We start from the raw sequence: 18686 nt of genomic DNA, 5'->3' as shown, positions 1-18686 counted from the left end.
GGCGGCACAGGGCCGTTTCCGTCCCGCCCGGCGCCGCCCGGCAGTCGCACCCGGCACCGACCGGCGGTCGGAGCGGATCGTCATGACCGATCGGCGGCCGGCGCGGACCGGACCGGATCACCGGTCAGAGCAGCTCGGCCTTCCGCAGCGCCAGCAGCGCCTGGTAGTAGGCCAGCGTCGATTCAGCACCCTGATTCGGGTTGGCGTCGTCGGCGCGCAGTCCGTCGCGTCCGCCGCCGCTGGCCGCGTCGTACAGCGGCACGCCCAGCCGGTTGGCGCCGAGGAACCAGTCGAACGCCCGCCGGGCCCGCACGGCGTAGAACTCCCGCCCGGTCACCCGCCAGGCCTCCACGCAGGCCTCCACGACCGCCGTGGCGTCGATCGGCTGCTCGTCGCCCTCGTAGTCCGGAATCGGCGCCCCCTTGCGCCGCCACAGGTTCCCGACCAGCCGCAGGCGGGCGTCCGGCGCGGCGTCGGCGCCGATGCCGACCTGCCCCAGGTACCAGTCCAGGGCGCGCAGCGCGCGCTCCACGACCGCCGCGTCCCCGGCCCGTTCGCCGCCGGCCAGCAGGGCCTGCGCCAGCCGCGCGTTGTCGTAGGTCAGCTCGTCCTCGAACCAGGGCCAGTCGTCGGTCGCGCCGGCCAGGAACGCGGCGTCCAGCTTGGCCACGCCGAGCGCCAGCTCCTGACTCGGCTCCGGGACCCGGACCAGGCCCAGCAGGCCGTAGGCCGTGGTGCGGACGGTGCTCTGGGCCGGCAGGGACGCGCGGGCGGCGTCCAGCAGCGCGGCGGCGCGCTCGCGCAGCTTGTCCGGCACCGCGCCGCCGGCGGCGACGTCGCCCAGCGCCCACAGCATCCGGCCGACGTGGTCGCCGCGGTGCGGCCGGTCCAGCCAGGCCCCGGCCGCGTCGCGCATGTTGCGCGAGCCCAGGGCCGCGCGGTCGTAGCCGGCCTCCAGGAAGTCCAGCGAGGTGTCGAGCCAGGCGTGCGGGTCGGTGCCGGTGATCTCCAGGACCGGGAGCGCGCAAAGCCCGGCTGCCACAATCGCCAGCCGGGCCACGTCGTCCACGCAATAGCCGGAATCCATATCGGGTTTGGCGTGCCGGCTGAACTGCACGATGCCGCCGGAGTCGGTGATCCGGTTCAGGTGGGTGAGTTTGAGTTTCGGAACGTCCACGTGCGCCTCCCCGGGGGCGTCTGAGGTGATGGCGTCCGGCACCGGGCGCGGCCGCCGGGCCGCGGTGGCCCGGGCGATGCCCGCGAAGCGGCGGGCGACGGCGGTCCAGTGCAGCACGGACCCGGCGGTCCGCGCGGCCTCCCGGGCGCGTTCCAGGCGCGCCGGATCGGCCAGGAGTGTGTGCAGGGCCTCGGCGAACGCCTCGGGATCCTCCGGCGGAACGGTGATCCCGGCGCCGCCGGAGAGCATGTCCTCGGCGTAGAAGTACGAGGTGGACACCACCGGGCAGCCCGCCGCCAGCGCGAAGGTCAGGGCGCCGGAGGAGATCTGCTCGCGGGAGCGGTAGGGGGTGCAGAAGATCTCGGTGCGGGCCAGGACCGCGGAGATCTCGGCGTCGGTCAGGAAGGTGTCCAGGAACACCACGCGGTCCTCCAGGTCCGCGCCCTTGACCGCGAGCACCAGGCGGTCGCGGTAGTTCTCGCCCTCCTGGCGGGCGATCTCGGGATGGGTCGACCCGGCGATCAGATAGGTGACGTCGGGGTGCCGCTCGGCGATCCGGCCGACGGCGGCGACGGCCGTCTCCAGCCCCTTGCCGGGCGAGAGCAGGCCGAAGGTGGACAGCAGGCGGCGGCCGCGCAGCGCTTCCAGCGTCGCGGCCACCTCCGGGCGCACAGCGCCGCCGCTCCCGGGCGGCGGCGCTCCATGCGGGACGTGGACGATCCGGTCCGGCGGGGCTATGCCGGTGTCGACGGCCAGCCTCCTCGCGGTCTCGGTGAACACGGTCACGGCCGCGGCGTCGCGGCACAAGCGGTAAAGGGTGCCGGCCTGGGAAGGGCTCGGCGTGGAGAGCACGGTGTGCAGCGTCACCAGATAAGGCACGCCGAGCCGGTGCAGCTCGGCGGCGAAATCGGTGATCCAGGCGCCGTCTTGGCCCCCGAAGATGCCGAACTCGTGCTGGATGACGACGGCTCCCACCCCGGAGGCGGCCAGTTCCTCGGCGGCCTTCCGGTAGTCGGGATGCTCGTCCTGGCGGATCACCGTCCGCACCGTTGCGGGGTAGGCCAGTCCGTCCCGGTCCAACGCGCAGATCTCCACGCGCACGTCCGGAGCGGCATCGGCGAGCGCGACGGCCAGGTCGCGCGAGAACGTGGCGATGCCGCACCGTCGCGGCGGGTACGTGGAAACGATCGCGAGTCTGATGCCCATGTTCGAGACAGTCCCTGCCATGACCTCTCATACCTCTCTCCGTCGCCACTAAATACGACGGAACCGGCAAGCCACTCTAACGTTACTCAGTAGCCTTAATCAATACTCTTAGACGTATTGTCGGTTTCGCCACGATGAACAGGCGATCAGCCACCACGGACTTGGCAAATCGCGAGCCGCGCGGTATGGCGAACCGTGGCGGGAGGGGTGGCTGAGGTATACCCGCAGGTAGGAAAGTCGTGTGACGTGCGTCGCTTGACAACACCCCGGGGTCGGGATGGTTTAATAGCGCCATGAACGGCGCATGCTTTACGTGCTGCGCGACCTGCCTTGGGACGAAATCCCATCGGGCCGGCCGCGTATGCCGCATGCGCCGAATGTGCGGCCGCTGACGTCCGATAGCCCGCCGGCACGGATGGGACGAGGGTTCTCCCTCGCTTCACCCGGAGGGCACCTTCCAGCCGCCGTACACCTGTAGAGGTAACTCTGATGAGAGATGTTCCGAGGCCCAGCCTCATCTCGAACACCACTGTCCGTAGCACGACTCCTCACCGCACGCAGCGAGTAGCGCGTCCGGCGCTGCACGGTTGGCATAAACCGTGTCGCCGAATGCGCTGGGGCGTACCAGCCAACGCCGTCTGCGTACGCCCTTCCCGGTCCGATTCCCCCCGACCCGAGAGCTTTGCGACCCGCTGAGGAGCACCCCCGATGGACCCCCGCCGCCTGGAACTGATCTACGACGCCGTCCGCACCGAGCTGGACGGCCTGGAGCGCTACGAGATCGAGCAGCGCGCCTGCGTGGCCCGCGCCCGCTGGCACGCCGCGTCGACAAGTCCCAACGCCAATCCTGAACAACGCGCCGTGGCCGGTGCCAAGGCCGCGGCGATCGGCCGGGTGCTGATCCACCTGAGGCGCACCTGGGGCGAGGAGTACGACGCCGCCGACCACGCGGCGCGGGCGCGGGCGGCGGAGCGGGTGGAGCCGGAGCTGGCGGCGGCGGTGCGGACCGCCGGGCACCCGGTGGGGGCCAAGGTCGAGGTGGTCGGCGAGGACCGGACCGGGATCGTGCAGCAGGTGCTGGTGACTCTGGAGGAGGACGGCTCGCACGCGCGCTGGTACGTGGTGCACGTCGCCGAGCTCCAGCTGTGCCGCGCCTACGGCTGCGACGAGCTGGAGACCCTGGAGCCGGCGGAGCAGCCGCTGGCGCCGGCCGCGCAGCACGCCGCGGCCTCGATCGCGGCGCTGGCCGAGCGGGCCGAGCGCGGGCAGCGGGCGGCGCAGCACGCGCTGCGCGGCGGCCGCCGGGTGTTGGCCGCGGCCTGAACCGGGCAGGCAGTCCTCAGAGCTTGAGCGGGACGAGTGGTGTGAGCGGTCATGCAGCGTGAGTGGTCCTTCGAGGACGAGACGACGAGCGGGAGCGGGAGCGGTACCCGGAGCGGCGGCGAGCGGCCGGTCCCGGAGCCGAAGCCGGGGCCGGAGCTGGTCCCGGGGCCGGAGCTGGCTCCAGGGCAGTTCGCCGAGCGCCGGGTCCGCCCGGAGCGCCAAGGGCGTCCGAACCCCGGCGCCGTTCGGGTCGGCGGGTTCGAGGTCGGCGCCGTCGGGCGGTCGGCCCGGCGGCTGGCGATACAGCTGATAGGGGCGGACTGAGCTGAGCAGCATGCCTTCGGCGGAGCTGTCGGGCCGGGCGGAGCTTTCGGGGCGGCCCGATCGGACCGGCCCGGGAAGCGACCCGGGTCGGGGCGCAATATCGTCGCGGTGATGACTGCCGTCGATTCCCCCGCGACTCCCGCCACCGCCGGCCCGGCGGACGATCTGGCGTTGCTGCGGGCCCATGAGCCGGTGTTGGCGTACACCAAGGGCGAGTACTTCCTCCCGACCGACATCGAGCGCTATGTGGCTGCGGCGAGTCTGTGGCGGGACGGGGAGAAGCCGTCGGAGCTGGTGCCGGCCGGGAGTCTGGACCTGGCGGGGTTGCTGGCGGCCGCGCAGGCGCATCCGGAGCGGCGGCTGTTCCTGCGCTATGTGCTCAAGCCGGCGTCGAGCCGCGGGGTACGGCGGTGGCGGCGGGAGCATCCGACCGGGATCCGGCGGACCGGGCGGCTGGCGGCGGTCGGGTTCGTGGCCCGGCTGATCGACGTGCTGCTGCGGCTGAGCCTGCTGATCCGGGGCACGGTGCCCGGCGGCGTGATGACGAAGGCCGCGGAGCAGTACCACGCGGGCGGCGGGGCGGGGAGCTCCCCGTACTACGGGCGGGTGGTCCGGCGCGGCGGGTACGTGGTGCTGCAGTACTGGTACTTCTACGCGGCCAACGACTGGCGCTCGACGTTCGGCGGGGTCAACGACCACGAGGCGGACTGGGAGATGGTGACCGTCTACCTGGTCGAGGACGTCGCGGCCGGGACGGTGGCGCCGCGCTGGGTGGCGTTCTCCTCGCACGACTACACCGGCGACGATCTGCGGCGGCGCTGGGACGATCCGGACCTGACCCTGGTCGACGGCACGCATCCGGTGGTGTTCGCCGGGGCCGGGTCGCATTCCGGGGCGTTCCTGGCCGGCGACTACCTGGTGACGGTCAACCCGCCGCTGGTCGGGACGGCGGCGCGCTGGTGGAAGCGGGTCTCGGAGTTCGTGCTGCGGCGGGCCCGCAACGACGACCACGGGTTCGGCATCCCGTTCATCGACTACGCGCGCGGCGACGGCACCCGGGTGGGCCCGGGCCAGGACCGGCCGTGGGAGCCGGTGGTGATCGACGACGACACCCCCTGGGTGCGCGGCTTCCGCGGGCTGTGGGGCGTGGACACCCGGGACTGGGCCGGGGGCGAGCGGGCGCCGGCCGGGCCGCGCTACGAGCGCGACGGCACGGTCCGGTTCTCCTGGTCCGATCCGCTGGGCTGGGCCGGGCTGCACAAGGTGGCCCCGGACGAGGCCGGGCTGGAGCGCAGCCTGAAGACCCGGATCGCCGAGCTCGACGACCGGATCGCCGAGGCCGACGAGCAGACCGGGCTGCTCCAGCAGGGGGCGCGCGACCGGCACGCCGAAGTGCTGTCCCTGCGCACGCGGGCGCAGACGTCGAGAGCGGTCGCCGAGCGGCTGGGCGAGGCGCGGGTGGCCGAGGCGACGGTGACCCGGCTGGTCAAGGAGCGCACGGCGCTGGCCGAGGAGCGCGCGGTGCACCAGCACGTCCTGGAGCACGGCGGCCCGCCGGTGCAGGACCCGCAGGCGCATGTGACGCGCTCGCACAAGCCCTACGATCCGGGCGACCCCAAGCACCACGGCATCCTGCTCCAGATCTGGGCCGCGGTCAGCGTCCCGCTGCTGTTCCTGGCGGTGGCGACGGTGCTGCTCCTGCCGGAGGACCGCACGAAGATCCCGACGCTGCTCGGCATCCTGGTGGTGTTCGCCGCGCTGGAGGCGTTCGCCCGCCGGCGGCTGATGACCACGGCGGTGAGCGTCGCGGTGATCCTGGTCGGCGGCGGCATCCTGATCAGCGTGCTGGAGTGGACGGCGCGGCACGCGCGCGACGCCTTCCTGATCACGATGGGGGTGGCGGCGCTGCTGCTGTTGCTGGTGAACGTGCGGGACTTCTTCCGGCGGTGAGACGGACGAGCGGGTGCGCGGACCTCTCGGCCCGCGCACCCGCTCTCGTTCCCGCTCTTGTTCCCGCCTTTGTTGCTGCTCCCGTTTCCGATCTCGTTCCCGTCCCGGCTCCGGCTCCTAGTGCGCCGCCGCCACGCACAGGCCCTTGTCCCCCGCGCTCTCGACGTCCGCGCTCGACGCGGCGGCCGTGGGCAGCGCCGACGGCGTCGTCGGGGCGGCGCGGTTGAACACGTCGCCGGAGGCGAAGTCGGCGCCGACCCGCACCACGACCGGCGCGCTGCCGTCGCCGCCGGGGCGGACCGAGCCCGCCGGGAGCTGGAGGGCGTCGGCGACGGCCTGCGCGGAGGCCTCGTACTTGTCGTCGCTGTAGTAGACCTCGGTGACGGTGACGTCGCTGCTGGAGTAGCCGACGCCGCTGGCGTTCTTGAAGCCGTCGGCGCGCAGGGTCTCGGCGAGCTGCTTGGAGCGGCCGTCGGCCGTGGTGCCGTTCTCGACCAGGATGTTCGCCTTCACCGCGGACGGCGCCAGCGTCGAGGCCGAGCCGCTCGGGGTCGGGGAGGCGGGCTGCCCCCCGGTCGACTCCGAGGAGGTGGCCGGGCTCTGCGTCGAGGGCGCGGTGACCGAGCGGTCGTGGGCGATCAGCGAGAAGATCTGGTCGTCCAGCGTCTTGTCCGGGGCCACCCGGTTGATGTCCGGCTGGTAGGGCACGGTCGGCAGGGTCAGGAACGTGATGTTGTCGGTCGGCACCTTCTTGAGGGTGTTCGCCAGGTCCAGCAGCTTGCTGACGCTGGCTATCGGGTCGTCGACGGTCAGCGACTTGGAGGCGATGTCCATCAGGTGGGTGGCCTGGATCGGGTCGTCCAGCGTCGACTGGTCCTTCATCTTGCGGATCAGCGAGCCCAGGTACTGGTGCTGGGCCTGGGTGCGGTACAGGTCCGAGCCGTCGGCGAAGCCCTCGCGGGTGCGCAGGAACGCCAGCGCCTGCGTGCCCTTCACCTCGGAGGTGCCGGCCGGCAGGTCCAGGTGCGAGTCCGGGTCGTGCACGGCCTTGGTGACGCAGACGTTGACGCCCCCGACCGCGTTGGTCAGGTCCACCACACCGGAGAAGTCCACCATCATGAAGTGGTCGATCTTCACGTGCGTGAACAGCTCGACGGTGTCGACCTGGCAGCCCGGGCCGGCGGCCAGCGCCGAGTTGATCATCGCCACGCTCTGCGAGCCGTAGTGGTTGCCCTTGTTGTCCACGCACTCCGGGATCGGCACCATCAGGTCCCGGGGCAGCGAGACGATGGTGGCGTTGCTGCGGTCGCTGGAGACGTGGACCAGCATCTCCACGTCGGCCCGGCCGGAGGTGTCGACGAAGCCGCCCAGGCTCGCGTCCTTGCCGGGCAGCCGGGTGTCGGTGCCGATCAGCAGGATGTTGACCGGCAGGTTGCCGTAGGCGTCCGGGGTCGGCTGGATGATCCCGCCGGAGGCCAGCTGCTCGGGGGGCACGACGGCGCCGTGCAGCGGCGCGCCCTTGATGTTGTGGTTGATCCGGTAGTACCAGTAGCCCGCGTAGGCCACCGTGCTGCCCAGGACCAGCACCATCATGCCGGCCAGCACCATCAGGATCCGCCGGGCGCGCCGCCGCCCGGCGCCGGCCGCCGCCGTCCCCCGCCCCGCTCCCTGCGGGACGTCCGGGCTGTGCTTGGGCACCTCGGCTATGCCGGACGTGTCGCCGCTCATCGTTTCCGTGCTCCCCTGAATGCTCCGCCGTGCCCGGCCGCGCCGTCGCGGCGCCCGATCAGACCCTCGCGCTCGAATCCCCACTTCCAGGACGCGCGATCCCCCGTCCGCGGTTCCCCGAGTCGCTCATTCGACCGAAACGGTCACCAGCGCCTGGGTGGCGCGGGTCGCGGTGACGTAGTGCGTGCGCGGGCCCATCGGCGACTCCGAGGCGATCAGGTCCGGGTCGACCAGCACCACGGCGTCGAACTCCAGGCCCTTGGACTCCAGCGCGCCGAGCACCTGGACCCGCTCCGGCAGGCCGTCGAGCCCGAACGCGCCGAGCCGGGTCATCGGCACGATCACGCCGACCGTGCCCTCGACCTCGCCGGCCAGCCGCAGCGCGGCCGGCCCCACGACGGCCGGCAACTCGGCCTCGGCGGCGGTCAGGAACTCCGGGAGCCGGCCGGTGGAGCGCACGGCGCGGGGCAGCGGCGCGTCCGGCAGGAACCGGTGCAGCAGCGTGGCCGCGTAGTCGGCGATCTCCACCGGGTTGCGGTAGTTGGTGGTCAGCTCGAACCGGCGCCGCTCCCGCGAGGTGCCCAGCGCCAGCTCCATCGAGCGGCGGGCCTCGTCCAGGTCCTCCCACGAGCTCTGCGCCTCGTCGGCGACCACGGTCCAGGTGGCGTGCCGGCCGCGCCGGGCCAGCATCCGCCACTGCATCGGCGAGAGGTCCTGGGCCTCGTCGACCACGATGTGCCCGAACTCGTCGGGGTCGGGCTCCTCGACGTAGGCGCCGCGCCGCGCGGCCCGGTCGCCGAACGTGGACAGCTCGCGGAAGCCGCCGGACTCCGGGTCCGAGCCGTCGTCGACCTCCTCGCCGGTGAGCATGTTGACGCCGTCCACGACGTACGGGTTGGCCGCGGCCGCCGCGCGGTTGCTGCGCGGACCCTCGCCGAGCAGCGAGTCCAGCTCGTCCAGCAGCGCCACGTCGGAGTAGGACAGGCCGCCGCCGGTCTCGGTGACGGCCCGCCAGGACTCGGCCAGCAGCCGCGCGTCGGCGGCGGCGAGCACGCCCTGGGAGACCTCGGCCAGGTACGCCGGGTCGCCGAGGGAGCGCAGCACCTCCAGCGGCGTGCGCTGCGGCCACCAGGCGGTGACGAAGTCGGCGAACGGCCGCTCCGCGCGCAGCTCGCTGATGAAGGTGCGCTTGTCGTCCTCGAACAGGTCCGGGTACTCGTCGTAGGGCGAGGCGTCGCCGGCCGCGCGCTTGGCGTCCTGGTAGGCGGTCCACGCCGCCTCCTGGAGGGACCGGATGACGTCGGCGCGCACCGCGTTGGGCCGCCGGCTGCCGCGCAGCATCCGCTCGCGCAGCGCGGCGAGCTGGGCCGCCTCCAGGGTGAAGAACGTGCCCTGGTACACCAGCCGCACGTCCTTGGGCGCGCCCCACGGCGCGTCGTTCGCGACCTTGCGCAGCACCCGCACCATCCGCGGCGAGCCCTTGAGCTTGGCCCGGGCCGGGTCCTCGTGCCGGGACGCCTCGAAGCCGTTCACCACGTCGCCCAGCGAGCGCAGCGCCGCGCCGCCCTCGCCGAGGGAGGGCAGCACCCGCTCGATGTACTCGGTGAAGCGCCGGTTCGGCCCGACCACCAGCACGCCGCGCGAGCCGAAGCGGCGCCGGTGCTGGAACAGCAGCCAGGCCACCCGGTGCAGGGCCACGGCGGTCTTGCCGGTGCCCGGGCCGCCGGTCACCACCACGCTGATGTCGGCCGGCGCCCGGATCACCAGGTCCTGCTCGCGCTGGATGGTGGCGACGATATCGCGCATCCGGCCGGTGCGGGTCCGGGACAGCGCCGCGATGAACGCGCCGTCGCCGACCACCGGCAGCCCCTCGGGGGCGCTGTCCGGGTCCAGCAGGTCGTCCTCGATGTCCAGGACGCGGTCGCCGCGGCAGTGCAGCACCCGGCGGCGCACCACGCCCTTCGGGTCCTCCGGCGCGGCCTGGTAGAAGGCCGCGGCGGCGGGCGCGCGCCAGTCCACGACCAGCGGCTCCAGCTCCTCGGTGCGGACGCCGAGGCGGCCGATGCGGTAGGTCTCCAGCTCGCCGCCCGGGGTCTCGGGCTTGAGGTCCAGACGGCCGAACACCAGCTCGTTGTAGGCGTTGTCCAGGGACCGCTCCCAGATGGCGGCCTCCATCACCTGCACGTCCCGGTCGACCAGCGCCGAGTAGGTCCCGCCCTGGGCCACCTTGTAGCTGTCCCGCACCCGGCGCGCGGCCTGCTCGCGCATCTGCGCCAGCCGGGCGTAGGCGGCGTCGACCGCGGCCTGCTCGACCTCGACCTCGCGCTCTTTGACGTGCGCCGACCCGTCCTGCTGAGGTGACACCCGCGACCTCTCATCGTCCACTAGAACAGCACAACCGCACGATCATCCTCCGGCCGCGCCCGCAGCGGCAAACGCGGTCCGCCGGGCCCGGCGTTTGCATCGCGTTTGCAACACCGGTCCCGCCCTCCCCGCACGCATCGTCCGGACCTATGTTCGGACCGTGTCGGGGACTATTTACCAGGCGCCCACGCGTACTCCGCAGCGGGCCGCCTGGGTACCAACCATTTCCAGCGATCATCTCATCCGCCTCCCGCTGACAGCTCGCGGGACGACGCCCAACCTGCTGCGCGCCGCGGCCGCGGCGATCAGTGTCCTGACTCTGGCCGCCGCCGTGACGGTGACCGGGTTCGCGGGGAGCGCCGGCGCCCGGATCGCCGGCGTCGCCGGCGACGACGCGCCGAGCGTACGGGCCACCGAGGACTTCGTGTTCCAGCTCCAGGACATGGACGCCCATCTGGTCAACGCCCTGCTGGTGAACGGCGACACCGGGGTGCGGGTGCCGCGGGCGGCCAGCGTCGCCCTGTACGACCGGGACCGGAAGCTGGCCGACGGCGACCTGGAGGCCGCGACCGCCGCGCTGGCCGGGGACCAGGACGCGCTGAACCGGCTGCACGCGGTGGTGGACACCTTCGGAGGGTACGAGGCGCAGGCGGTGCGCACCCTCGCCGACGACGAACGGGACGGCGGGACCGCGGCCGGGAGGGCGCCGGCCTCGGTGCTCGCCGACTATCAGGGCGCCCACGCGATCCTGTTCGGGGGCGACGGCTCCGGCGGGTTGCTGAAGGCCGCCGAGGACCTGGAGCAGACCAGCGCCGCGGCGATCGCGGGCACCTCGTCGGCGGCCTCGGACTCGCTGCAGGCGGTGATCGCCGCCTTCGCGCTGTTCGGCCTGGCCCTGCTGGGCGGGCTGGGAGCGCTGCAGGTCTTCCTCTTCCGCCGGTTCCACCGGGTGGTGAACCCAGGGCTGGCCGCGGCGACGGTGGCCGCGCTGGTCTTCACGGTCGGCGGGGCGGTGGGCACCAGCCTGGCGGCGAACGACTTCCACACCGCCAAGTCCAACGCCTTCGACTCGATGCTGGCGCTGACCCAGGCCAAGGCCCTGGGCTCGGGGGCGAACGCCGACGAGAGCCGCTGGCTGCTGCTGCACGACCACCCGGAGCAGCGGGCCGCGGTCGAGAAGTCCTACCTCGACGGCTCGGACGCGGTGGCGCGGATGGACGTCTCCAGCGGCCCGCTGGACTACGACGCGTCGCTGGGGACGATGGACGCCTGGCTCGGCAAGCGGCGGGCGGGCCGGGAGGAGGCCGGCGTCGACGACGACCGGACCATCACCGCCGACGACCTGACGGCGGCCGGCGTGGACCCGGCCAGCGCCCTGGGCCGCGAGTTCGGCAACATCACCTTCGACGGGGAGGCGGGCCTGGCCTACCAGGCGTTCCACACCTACGACACCTACCTCGGACGCGACGCCCAACTGCGCCAACTGCCGCTGACGACGGACGACCAGCTGCGGGCCGCCGTCGACTTCGACACCGACGCCGCCACCCCGAGCACCTCGGACGCTGCCTTCGACGTCTACACCACGGCGCTGGACGACGTCATCGACCTCAACAAGACGCACTTCGACAGCGCGATGCCGGCCGCCCGCGGCGACGTCGGAGTGTGGACCTGGCTGCCCTATCCGCTGGCCGTGCTCGTCATCGGCCTGATGGTGCTGGGGCTGCGGCCGCGGCTCGGCGAGTACCGGTGAGCCGCGGCGGCGCCGCCGCTCACTTGTGGACGGCGAACCAGACCAGGCAGAACGCGCCGGCCACGATGCAGTAGATGCCGAACGGCTTCAGGTCGCGGTTCTCGAAGTACTTGGTCAGGAACCGCACCGAGATGTAGGCCGCGACGCCGGCCAGCACCGACCCGGCGATGGCCGGCCCGAGGATCGAGTGGTTCGCGGGCTTGGCCAGCTCCGGCGTCTTGAACAGGCCGGCGGCCAGGATCACCGGGGTGGCCAGCAGGAACGCGAAGCGGGCGGCGTCCTCGGTCTTCAGGCCGCGGGCCAGGCCGGCCACCATGGTGATGCCGGAGCGGCTGATGCCGGGCAGCAGCGCGAAGGCCTGGGCGCCGCCGATGCCGACCGCGGACTTCCAGCCCAGCCGGGCCAGCCGGCGGTCGGCGGCCAGTTCCGGGGTCTCGCCGCGCTGCGGGGCCAGGGCCGCCTCGTCCGCGGCGTGCCGGCCCTTGCCGGCGTTCTTGAGCATGTAGTTGGCGATGAAGATGACGAACCCGTTGATCAGCAGGAAGACCGCGGCCGGCGTGGGCTTGCCCAGATGGCTGCGCAGCGGATGGTCCAGCGCCAGGCCGATCAGGCCGACCGGGATGGTGCCGATGATCAGCAGCCAGGCCAGCTGCTGGTCGGTGGTCTCCACCCGGCGGTCGCGGACCGAGGTGAACAGCGCCCCGATGATGCGCACCCAGTCCCGCCAGAAGAACACCACCAGGGCCAGCGCGGTCGCCACGTGCGCGAGCACCAGGAACGCCAGATACGGCGAGTCCTTGGCGGTCATGTCCAGATCGGTCTTCCAGCTGCCGCCGATCAGCGCCGGCACCAGGATCGAGTGGCCCAGGCTGGATATCGGGAACAGCTCGGTGACGCCTTGCAGCAGCCCGATCGTGCAGGCTTCGAAATAGTTCAGGCCGGACAAGGCGGGTTCCCCTCCGAAAAATGGACGTTGCGGGCGCTGCGCGGAGGATACGCGCGGCACGGGGCGGCGCAGGGAAACAAACAGTGAACGTACGGCAAAGCCGCAGCGCCTCGCTACTCCCCCACCACTGCTACAAGCTGTAGCACGACACTACTGTGAAGCACCCGGTTCTCGCGCGCAAGCCTACGACCACCCCGGCCGCCGTCCGTCCGCGCCCCGCTCACAGCGGCACAGCAGCGCGGCGGCGCGGCGACACAGCAGCACAGCAGCACACCGACACACCGACACACCGACACAGCAGCACAGAGCCATCGCGGTGCGGCGGCCCGGCGTCACTGCGAGGTCGAACCGGCATACCAGCTGTCGAGGTCGCCCGGCTGCACCCGCAACGCCGCCGCCAGCCGCTCCCGGGACACCGGCTCCGGGCCGGAGACCGCCATGTTCAGCACCGCCTGGAGCATCGCGTTCAACGTCGCGCGGGCCTTCACCAGCGATTCCAGGGCGCTCTCGTACGAGCCCTGGTCGACGGCCCGGGTGACCATCGGCAGGCCGACGTTCACCAGGCCGTTGAGCCGGCCGCGCAGATCGGCGTCGAGCTCCCCGGGCAGCAGCGCGCGGCCGTCGGCGTGCACCTCGGCCAGGGCGTTGCCGCCGGAGTCCCGGACCACCGCGCGCACGCTGTGGTAGGCGCCGTAGCGCAGCGCCGGCGAGTTCGCGTCCCCGCGGGGGTCGGCGATGTGCTCGGCGAAGTCGCGCAGCCGGGGCACCACGCTCAGTGCGTAGTCCTTCAGCGCCGTCAGGCCGGACAGCGGCCCGACGGTGACCGAATCCACCGCGGCGGTGGCCCAATCCGTCACCCCGGCGGCGGCCTGGGCGGCCTCGGGGTGCGCGGTGAGAACGTCGTACTCGACCCGCTCCGGGCGGAACTGTCGCGCCATGACCGGAAGTCTTGCTGATCAACACGAAGCCCCCGTGAACATTCCCTGAAATCGGGATGTCCACCGGGGCGACACACGCGCTTGAGCTGGAGTTTATCAGTGGGCGAAGACAGGGGCGACGTCCTCGGCGCCGTCCGCGTCCGTACCCTCGGCGCCCTTGCGCGCATCCTTGGCCCGCACGTTCTTCGGCAGGAAGAACATCAGGAGGAAGACAACGAATTGCCCACCGGCCACGAACCACAGCGTCGTCTCGTAGCCCTCGACCATGGTGTGCTGCGCGGCCTTGGCACCCTGCGCCTGGAGCACCGCTCCCACCTTCGGGTCCTGCCCCGGCTGCGGCCGGCAGGACGCCGGAGTGTCGCTCGGGTCCTTCTCCTGGGCGTGGTCCACCGTGCACTGCTTGAACCCGGCGAAGATCTGGTCGGTCTGGTTCGCCGGCACCCCGGCGGCCACCAGGGCCCGGGTGACGTCGGGCTTCATGTCGTCGACCGCCTTGGTGGCGTGCGTCCCCATCATGTTGAAGAACACCAGCGCGGTCAGGGCTATCCCGAAGGCCTGCCCCAGCTGCTGGCTGGTGTTCAGCAGCCCGGAGGCCGACCCGGCGTCGCGCAGCGGCACGTCGGTGAGGATCAGGTCGAAGATCGGCGCGACCACCAGGCCCATGCCGATACCGGTGATCAGCAGCGGCAGCGCCATCTGCCAGGAGGCGAACGACAGGTCCAGGCTCTTGGCCATCTCGATGTACAGCACCAGCCCGCCGCCCATCAGCAGCACGCCGAACTGCACCACCTTGCGGCCGAACTTCGGCACCAGGAACTGCACCGACATACCGGCCGCGGCCGAGACGCCGATGGAGAACGGGATGCCGGTCAGGCCGGCGTGCAGCGGCGTCCAGCCCAGGCCCAGCTGCATGTACAGCGCCCACACCAGGAAGAACACCCCGAGCGTGGTGGCGAAGGTGAGGTTGGTGAGGATCCCGGAGGCGAACGAGCGGAACTGGAACAGGCTCAGCTCCACCAGCGGCGAGGCGCCGCGGCGGCCCTTGGCCCGCTCGTAGAACACTAACCCGACCAGCACCGGCACCGCGGCGGCCATCATCAGCCAGCCCCACAGCGGCCAGTCCAGATCACGGCCCTGCATCAGCGGGAACACCAGCATGAACAGGCCCACCACGGACAGCCCGACGCCGGGCAGGTCCAGCTTGGTGGCGTGCGGCGCCCGCGACTCGGAGATCACCCGGAAGGCGACGATCAGGCCGAAGATCCCGACCGGCAGGTTCACCAGGAAGATCGGGCGCCAGTGCAGCCCGGCCAGGTTCCACTGCACCAGCAGGCCGCCGACGATCGGGCCGGCCACCGCGGCCGAGCCCACGATGCCGCCGAACATGCCCATCACCTTGCCGCGCTCGTTCGCCGGGAAGGTGACGTGGATGATCGCCATGACCTGCGGCACCATCAGCGCCGCCATCCCGCCCTGGAACACCCGGGCGCCGATCAGCATGCCCGGCGTGGCGGCGAAGCCGCACAGCGCCGAGGCGATGGTGAACCCGGTCATCCCGATGAGGAACAGGCGCTTGCGCCCGTAGATGTCACCGAGCCGACCGCCGGTGATGAGGACGACCGCGAACGCCAGCGCGTAGCCGGCGGTGATCCACTGGATCGCCGAGTATCCGGCCTTCATCTGGCTCTGGATGGACGGGATCGCGACGTTGACGATCGTGACGTCCAGCAGGTCCATGAAGGCCGCGGACAGGATGACCGCCAGCGCCAGCCACCGTTTCGGGTCGGGGTTGGTGATCTCCCCCGTGTGCTCCGGACCTTCCCGGTCCGGGTTCTCGGTGTCCGGACGGATGTCCGGCTCCGTGTTGCTCGCCATGCCTCGTACGCCCCCTCAGGCTGAGACTCAAATTTCTTGATTTGAGTCCAGGCTAGAGGCAGGGACTGACACTGGGCCGAGGCGGATCGGGGGTTTTGGGTCACAATGCGTTGTGACATGAATCGATGGTGATTCACGTCACAAAACGCTGTCAGCTCTCCACGACGTGCTGCGCGAACCGGTCCCTCGACTCGCGCCACATCCGGTCGTCCCACTGCCCGCCGCCGAGGGCGTCGGCGGCCTCGTACCCCATCATCAGCGCGTGGTGGGTGTTGTCCGGGGTGAACAGCCCGAGCCGGCCGAAGGTCGTGACGTGCGGCAGCGACTCCACCCAGGTCTCCAGGTCGGCCAGCGCCTCCCGGTACCCGCGCTGGTAGATCGGGTAGACCTGGCGCATCCGCTTGACCTGCACCCATTCCAGCTTCAGCTGCGGCAGCCCGAGGCGGCGCACGGTCTGCCGGATCAGGTTCGCCAGCTGGTCCTCGTCCGCGGCCCACAGGTCGTCCCCTATGTCGCAGGGGATCTCGAAGCACAGGACGGTGCGCTCGGTCGGGTCGTCCGGGGAGAAGCGGTGGTTGGCCGGCTCGGAGATCCGGGTGACCGGGGTGTCGCCGTCGGGGATGTAGTGGACGTCGCACTCGGTCCAGCGGCCGCCCTGGTGCACCGCGTACACCAGGAGGATGGCGCGGAAGCGCAGCTTGCCGCTGGCCTCCACGGCCTCGTAGGGCGCGCCCGGCGAGGTCAGCCGGGCCAGCAGCGGCACCGGGATGGTGGAGAAGACGTGCCCGGCGCGGATGCCGGTGCCGCCGTCGGCCCAGTGCTGCTCCCCGGACCAGCCGCCGCGCTCGGCGGCCGCGCTGTGGAACTCCGAGCGGGCGAGCGTCACGCTGACGCCCTCGTCGTCGACCGACAGGTGCTCGGCGGCGGCGCCGAGCCGGATCCGCGCGCCCGCGCTCATCGCGGCGTCGGCCAGCGTCTCGCAGAGCTGCCCGAAGCCGCGCCGCGGGTACAGGTACGCCAGCGACTCGCTGGCGATGGAGTTGCGCACGCTGCGGACCAGCGCGCTCCACACCGTCTGCGACCCGGCCTTGCGCCGGGCCTGGTCGATGTCGATCTCCTCGCCGGACAGGCCCCACAGCTTGGCCGCGTACGGCTCGTACACCTGCTTGTACATCGTCGGCCCGAAGCCGGCCCGCATCAGCTCGGCGTAGCTCTCCGCGGCCGCGATCTGCTTCTTGCCGCGCCAGGTGGTGGCCAGCGCGTCGAACGCGGCGCGGGCCATCGGCACCGCGGGCATCGACTTGGCCAGCTCGCGCGGCTTGAACGGGTAGGTGACCCAGCGGTCGCCGAGCAGCAGGCGGCCGTTCCGGTAGCGGGTCTGCAGGTCCGTGCCCATCAAAGCCCTGAGATCGGCGACGATGTGCTCGGGCAGGTCCGGGTTCAACCGGTGGCTGCCCAGGTCCACGCGGAACCCGGCGACGTCGAAGGACGCCGCCATGCCGCCCACGGTCTCGGCACGTTCGAGCACGTCCACGGACAGACCGCGACGGGCGGCGCGCCAAGCGGCGGCCAGGCCCGCGGGGCCCGCGCCGAGGACGACGAGATCGGCCTTACCGGCCATGGCAGATACCCATTAGACAGCCCACACTAGTAGTCCCACCCGACTCTCGGAACGCGGCGCGCGTGCCGCGGCGCGGGTCTCACCCGATAGGGGAGATCATGCCTTATCCGAGGCCGGACTCACATCTCGCCGTCGCCCGGTGGACACCCGGGCCCCGGCCGGCCCTGCGGCGCGGCTCACATAGCGCGGCTCCCATGGCGCGGCTCACATCTCGTCGATGCGCGGCAGCAGCACCTCGGAGGCGATCAGCTTTATCGCCACCGCGGCCGGGATCGCCACCAGGGCCCCGACCACGCCGAACAGCGCGGCGCCGATCAGCACCGCGAGGATCGTCACCATCGGGTGCACGTCCACGGTGCGGCGGTTGACGCGCGGGGCGACGAGGTAGTCCTCGGCCAGGCGCGCGGCGACGTAGTAGACCAGGGTCAGGATGGAGACCTTCACCGAGACCGTCAGCGCCACCAGCGTCACGATCGCGCCGCCGATGGAGGAGCCGACGACCGGCACCAGGCCGAACAGCGCGACCACGATCCCGAGCGCGGCGGGATAGGGGATGTCCCAGGCCATCGCCCACACCCAGGTGCACAGGCCGCCGATCGAGGCGATGATCATCTGGCCGATGACGTACCGGCCGACCTGGGCCAGTATCCGGTCGGTGAGCTCGGCGACGCGGGGGCGGCGGCGGACCGGCACCAGGTGGTAGGAGAAGCGCTTGATGCCCGGCAGGTTGGCCACGAAGTACAGGGTCAGCGCGATCGCGGTCAGCGTGCCGGTGAGGATCGAGAACACCGCCTTGCCGGCGCCCAGGATGCCGTTCAGGTCCAGGGTCCCGGCCTTGTTCGCGTCGATCCAGGACTTGGCCTTCTCCACCAGGTGGTACTTGTTCTCCAGGCTGCCCAGGTAGGTGGACTTGTTGCGCAGGTCGTCCAGGTAGCCGGGGATGGCGTCGATCAGGGAGTTGACCTCGCGGTCCACCGGCGGGAAGATCACCGCCACGAAGCCGGCCAGCACGCCGAGCACGGCCAGCGCCACCACCAGCACCGCGACGCTGCGGCGCAGGCCGCGGTGCACCAGGGCGGTGACCATCGGGTCCAGCGCGGTGGCGAAGAAGACGGCCAGCAGCAGGATCGACAGCAGGCTGCCCAGGCCGGAGATCACCCGGACCAGCGCGTAGGCCGAGATGGCGCCGGCGGCGAGCCAGAAGGCGAAGGTGAACCAGTTGCCGGCCGGCATCGCCGACAGCGACAGCGGCTCGGACGACGGCGGACGGGCGCCGGGTGCGTCGGTCGGGGCGCCGGGTGCGCTCCCGGTCGGGGCGCCGGGTGCGCCGGTCGGGGCACTGGAGCCGTTCGCCGCGGCGCCGGCGGATCCGGGCTGCGGGGTGCGCGTCGAAGTCGCCTGTTCACCGGCCATGCCACCGACCTTAGGGGACGAGGGGAGACTACGGGTAACCCATGGCGGACCGGGGATCGGCGCGGGCCGGT

Annotated in this window: 12 protein-coding genes; 4 read left to right on the top strand and 8 right to left on the bottom strand. The window is 72.1% G+C overall.

What is annotated here, in order from left to right; all coding sequences use genetic code 11:
* Positions 1 to 124 precede the first annotated feature (124 nt).
* Complete coding sequence (locus tag ABD481_RS27405) at positions 125 to 2404, bottom strand: glycosyltransferase (protein WP_344668644.1); 2280 nt, start codon at positions 2402 to 2404, stop codon at positions 125 to 127.
* A 687-nt stretch (positions 2405 to 3091) separates the two neighbouring features.
* On the opposite strand from ABD481_RS27405, the gene ABD481_RS27400 reads away from it, so the two are divergent.
* The 3 genes from ABD481_RS27400 (at position 3092) to ABD481_RS27390 (ending at position 5980) form a co-directional block, all read left to right on the top strand.
* Positions 3092 to 3706 (top strand): hypothetical protein, encoded by a 615-nt coding sequence (locus ABD481_RS27400; protein WP_344668643.1) that lies wholly within the window; start codon positions 3092 to 3094, stop codon positions 3704 to 3706.
* A gap of 51 nt (positions 3707 to 3757) precedes the next feature.
* Entirely contained in the window at positions 3758 to 4030 is a 273-nt protein-coding gene (locus ABD481_RS27395; RefSeq protein ID WP_344668642.1) for a hypothetical protein, read from the top strand.
* Positions 4031 to 4141: 111 nt separating this feature from the next.
* Positions 4142 to 5980 (top strand): hypothetical protein, encoded by a 1839-nt coding sequence (locus ABD481_RS27390; protein ID WP_344668641.1) that lies wholly within the window; start codon positions 4142 to 4144, stop codon positions 5978 to 5980.
* Positions 5981 to 6097: 117 nt separating this feature from the next.
* Here the strand turns inward: ABD481_RS27390 and ABD481_RS27385 are convergent, their stop codons facing one another.
* Both ABD481_RS27385 and ABD481_RS27380 read right to left on the bottom strand, forming a co-directional pair.
* Positions 6098 to 7708, bottom strand: a complete 1611-nt coding sequence (locus ABD481_RS27385) for an LCP family protein (protein ID WP_344668640.1) — start codon at positions 7706 to 7708, stop codon at positions 6098 to 6100.
* A gap of 126 nt (positions 7709 to 7834) precedes the next feature.
* The gene (locus ABD481_RS27380; protein WP_344668639.1) at positions 7835 to 10072 is read right to left on the bottom strand and encodes a HelD family protein; all 2238 of its coding nucleotides are present in this window, start codon (positions 10070 to 10072) and stop codon (positions 7835 to 7837) included.
* A gap of 160 nt (positions 10073 to 10232) precedes the next feature.
* On the opposite strand from ABD481_RS27380, the gene ABD481_RS27375 reads away from it, so the two are divergent.
* On the top strand, positions 10233 to 11822 hold the full coding sequence (locus ABD481_RS27375; RefSeq protein ID WP_344668638.1) for a hypothetical protein: 1590 nt from the start codon (positions 10233 to 10235) through the stop codon (positions 11820 to 11822).
* A 19-nt stretch (positions 11823 to 11841) separates the two neighbouring features.
* On the opposite strand, the gene ABD481_RS27370 is transcribed toward ABD481_RS27375, so the two are convergent.
* The 5 genes from ABD481_RS27370 to ABD481_RS27350 form a co-directional block, all read right to left on the bottom strand.
* Positions 11842 to 12768, bottom strand: a complete 927-nt coding sequence (locus ABD481_RS27370) for an undecaprenyl-diphosphate phosphatase (protein WP_344668637.1) — start codon at positions 12766 to 12768, stop codon at positions 11842 to 11844.
* 332 nt (positions 12769 to 13100) lie between these two features.
* The gene (locus ABD481_RS27365; RefSeq protein WP_344668636.1) at positions 13101 to 13706 is read right to left on the bottom strand and encodes a hypothetical protein; all 606 of its coding nucleotides are present in this window, start codon (positions 13704 to 13706) and stop codon (positions 13101 to 13103) included.
* 96 nt (positions 13707 to 13802) lie between these two features.
* The gene (locus ABD481_RS27360) at positions 13803 to 15581 is read right to left on the bottom strand and encodes an MFS transporter (RefSeq protein ID WP_425559298.1); all 1779 of its coding nucleotides are present in this window, start codon (positions 15579 to 15581) and stop codon (positions 13803 to 13805) included.
* A 151-nt stretch (positions 15582 to 15732) separates the two neighbouring features.
* Positions 15733 to 17202: a protoporphyrinogen/coproporphyrinogen oxidase gene (locus tag ABD481_RS27355; protein WP_344668635.1), complete on the bottom strand. Its 1470-nt coding sequence runs from the start codon at positions 17200 to 17202 to the stop codon at positions 15733 to 15735.
* 204 nt (positions 17203 to 17406) lie between these two features.
* On the bottom strand, positions 17407 to 18615 hold the full coding sequence (locus ABD481_RS27350) for an AI-2E family transporter (protein ID WP_344668634.1): 1209 nt from the start codon (positions 18613 to 18615) through the stop codon (positions 17407 to 17409).
* Between the last annotated feature and the right edge of the window lie 71 nt (positions 18616 to 18686).

It is taken from the genome of Catenulispora yoronensis, assembly GCF_039531695.1.
GTDB classification, from domain to species: Bacteria; Actinomycetota; Actinomycetes; order Streptomycetales; family Catenulisporaceae; genus Catenulispora; species Catenulispora yoronensis.
Note: the sequence above shows the minus strand (reverse complement) of the source record. Positions and strands in the feature narration are given on the sequence as shown.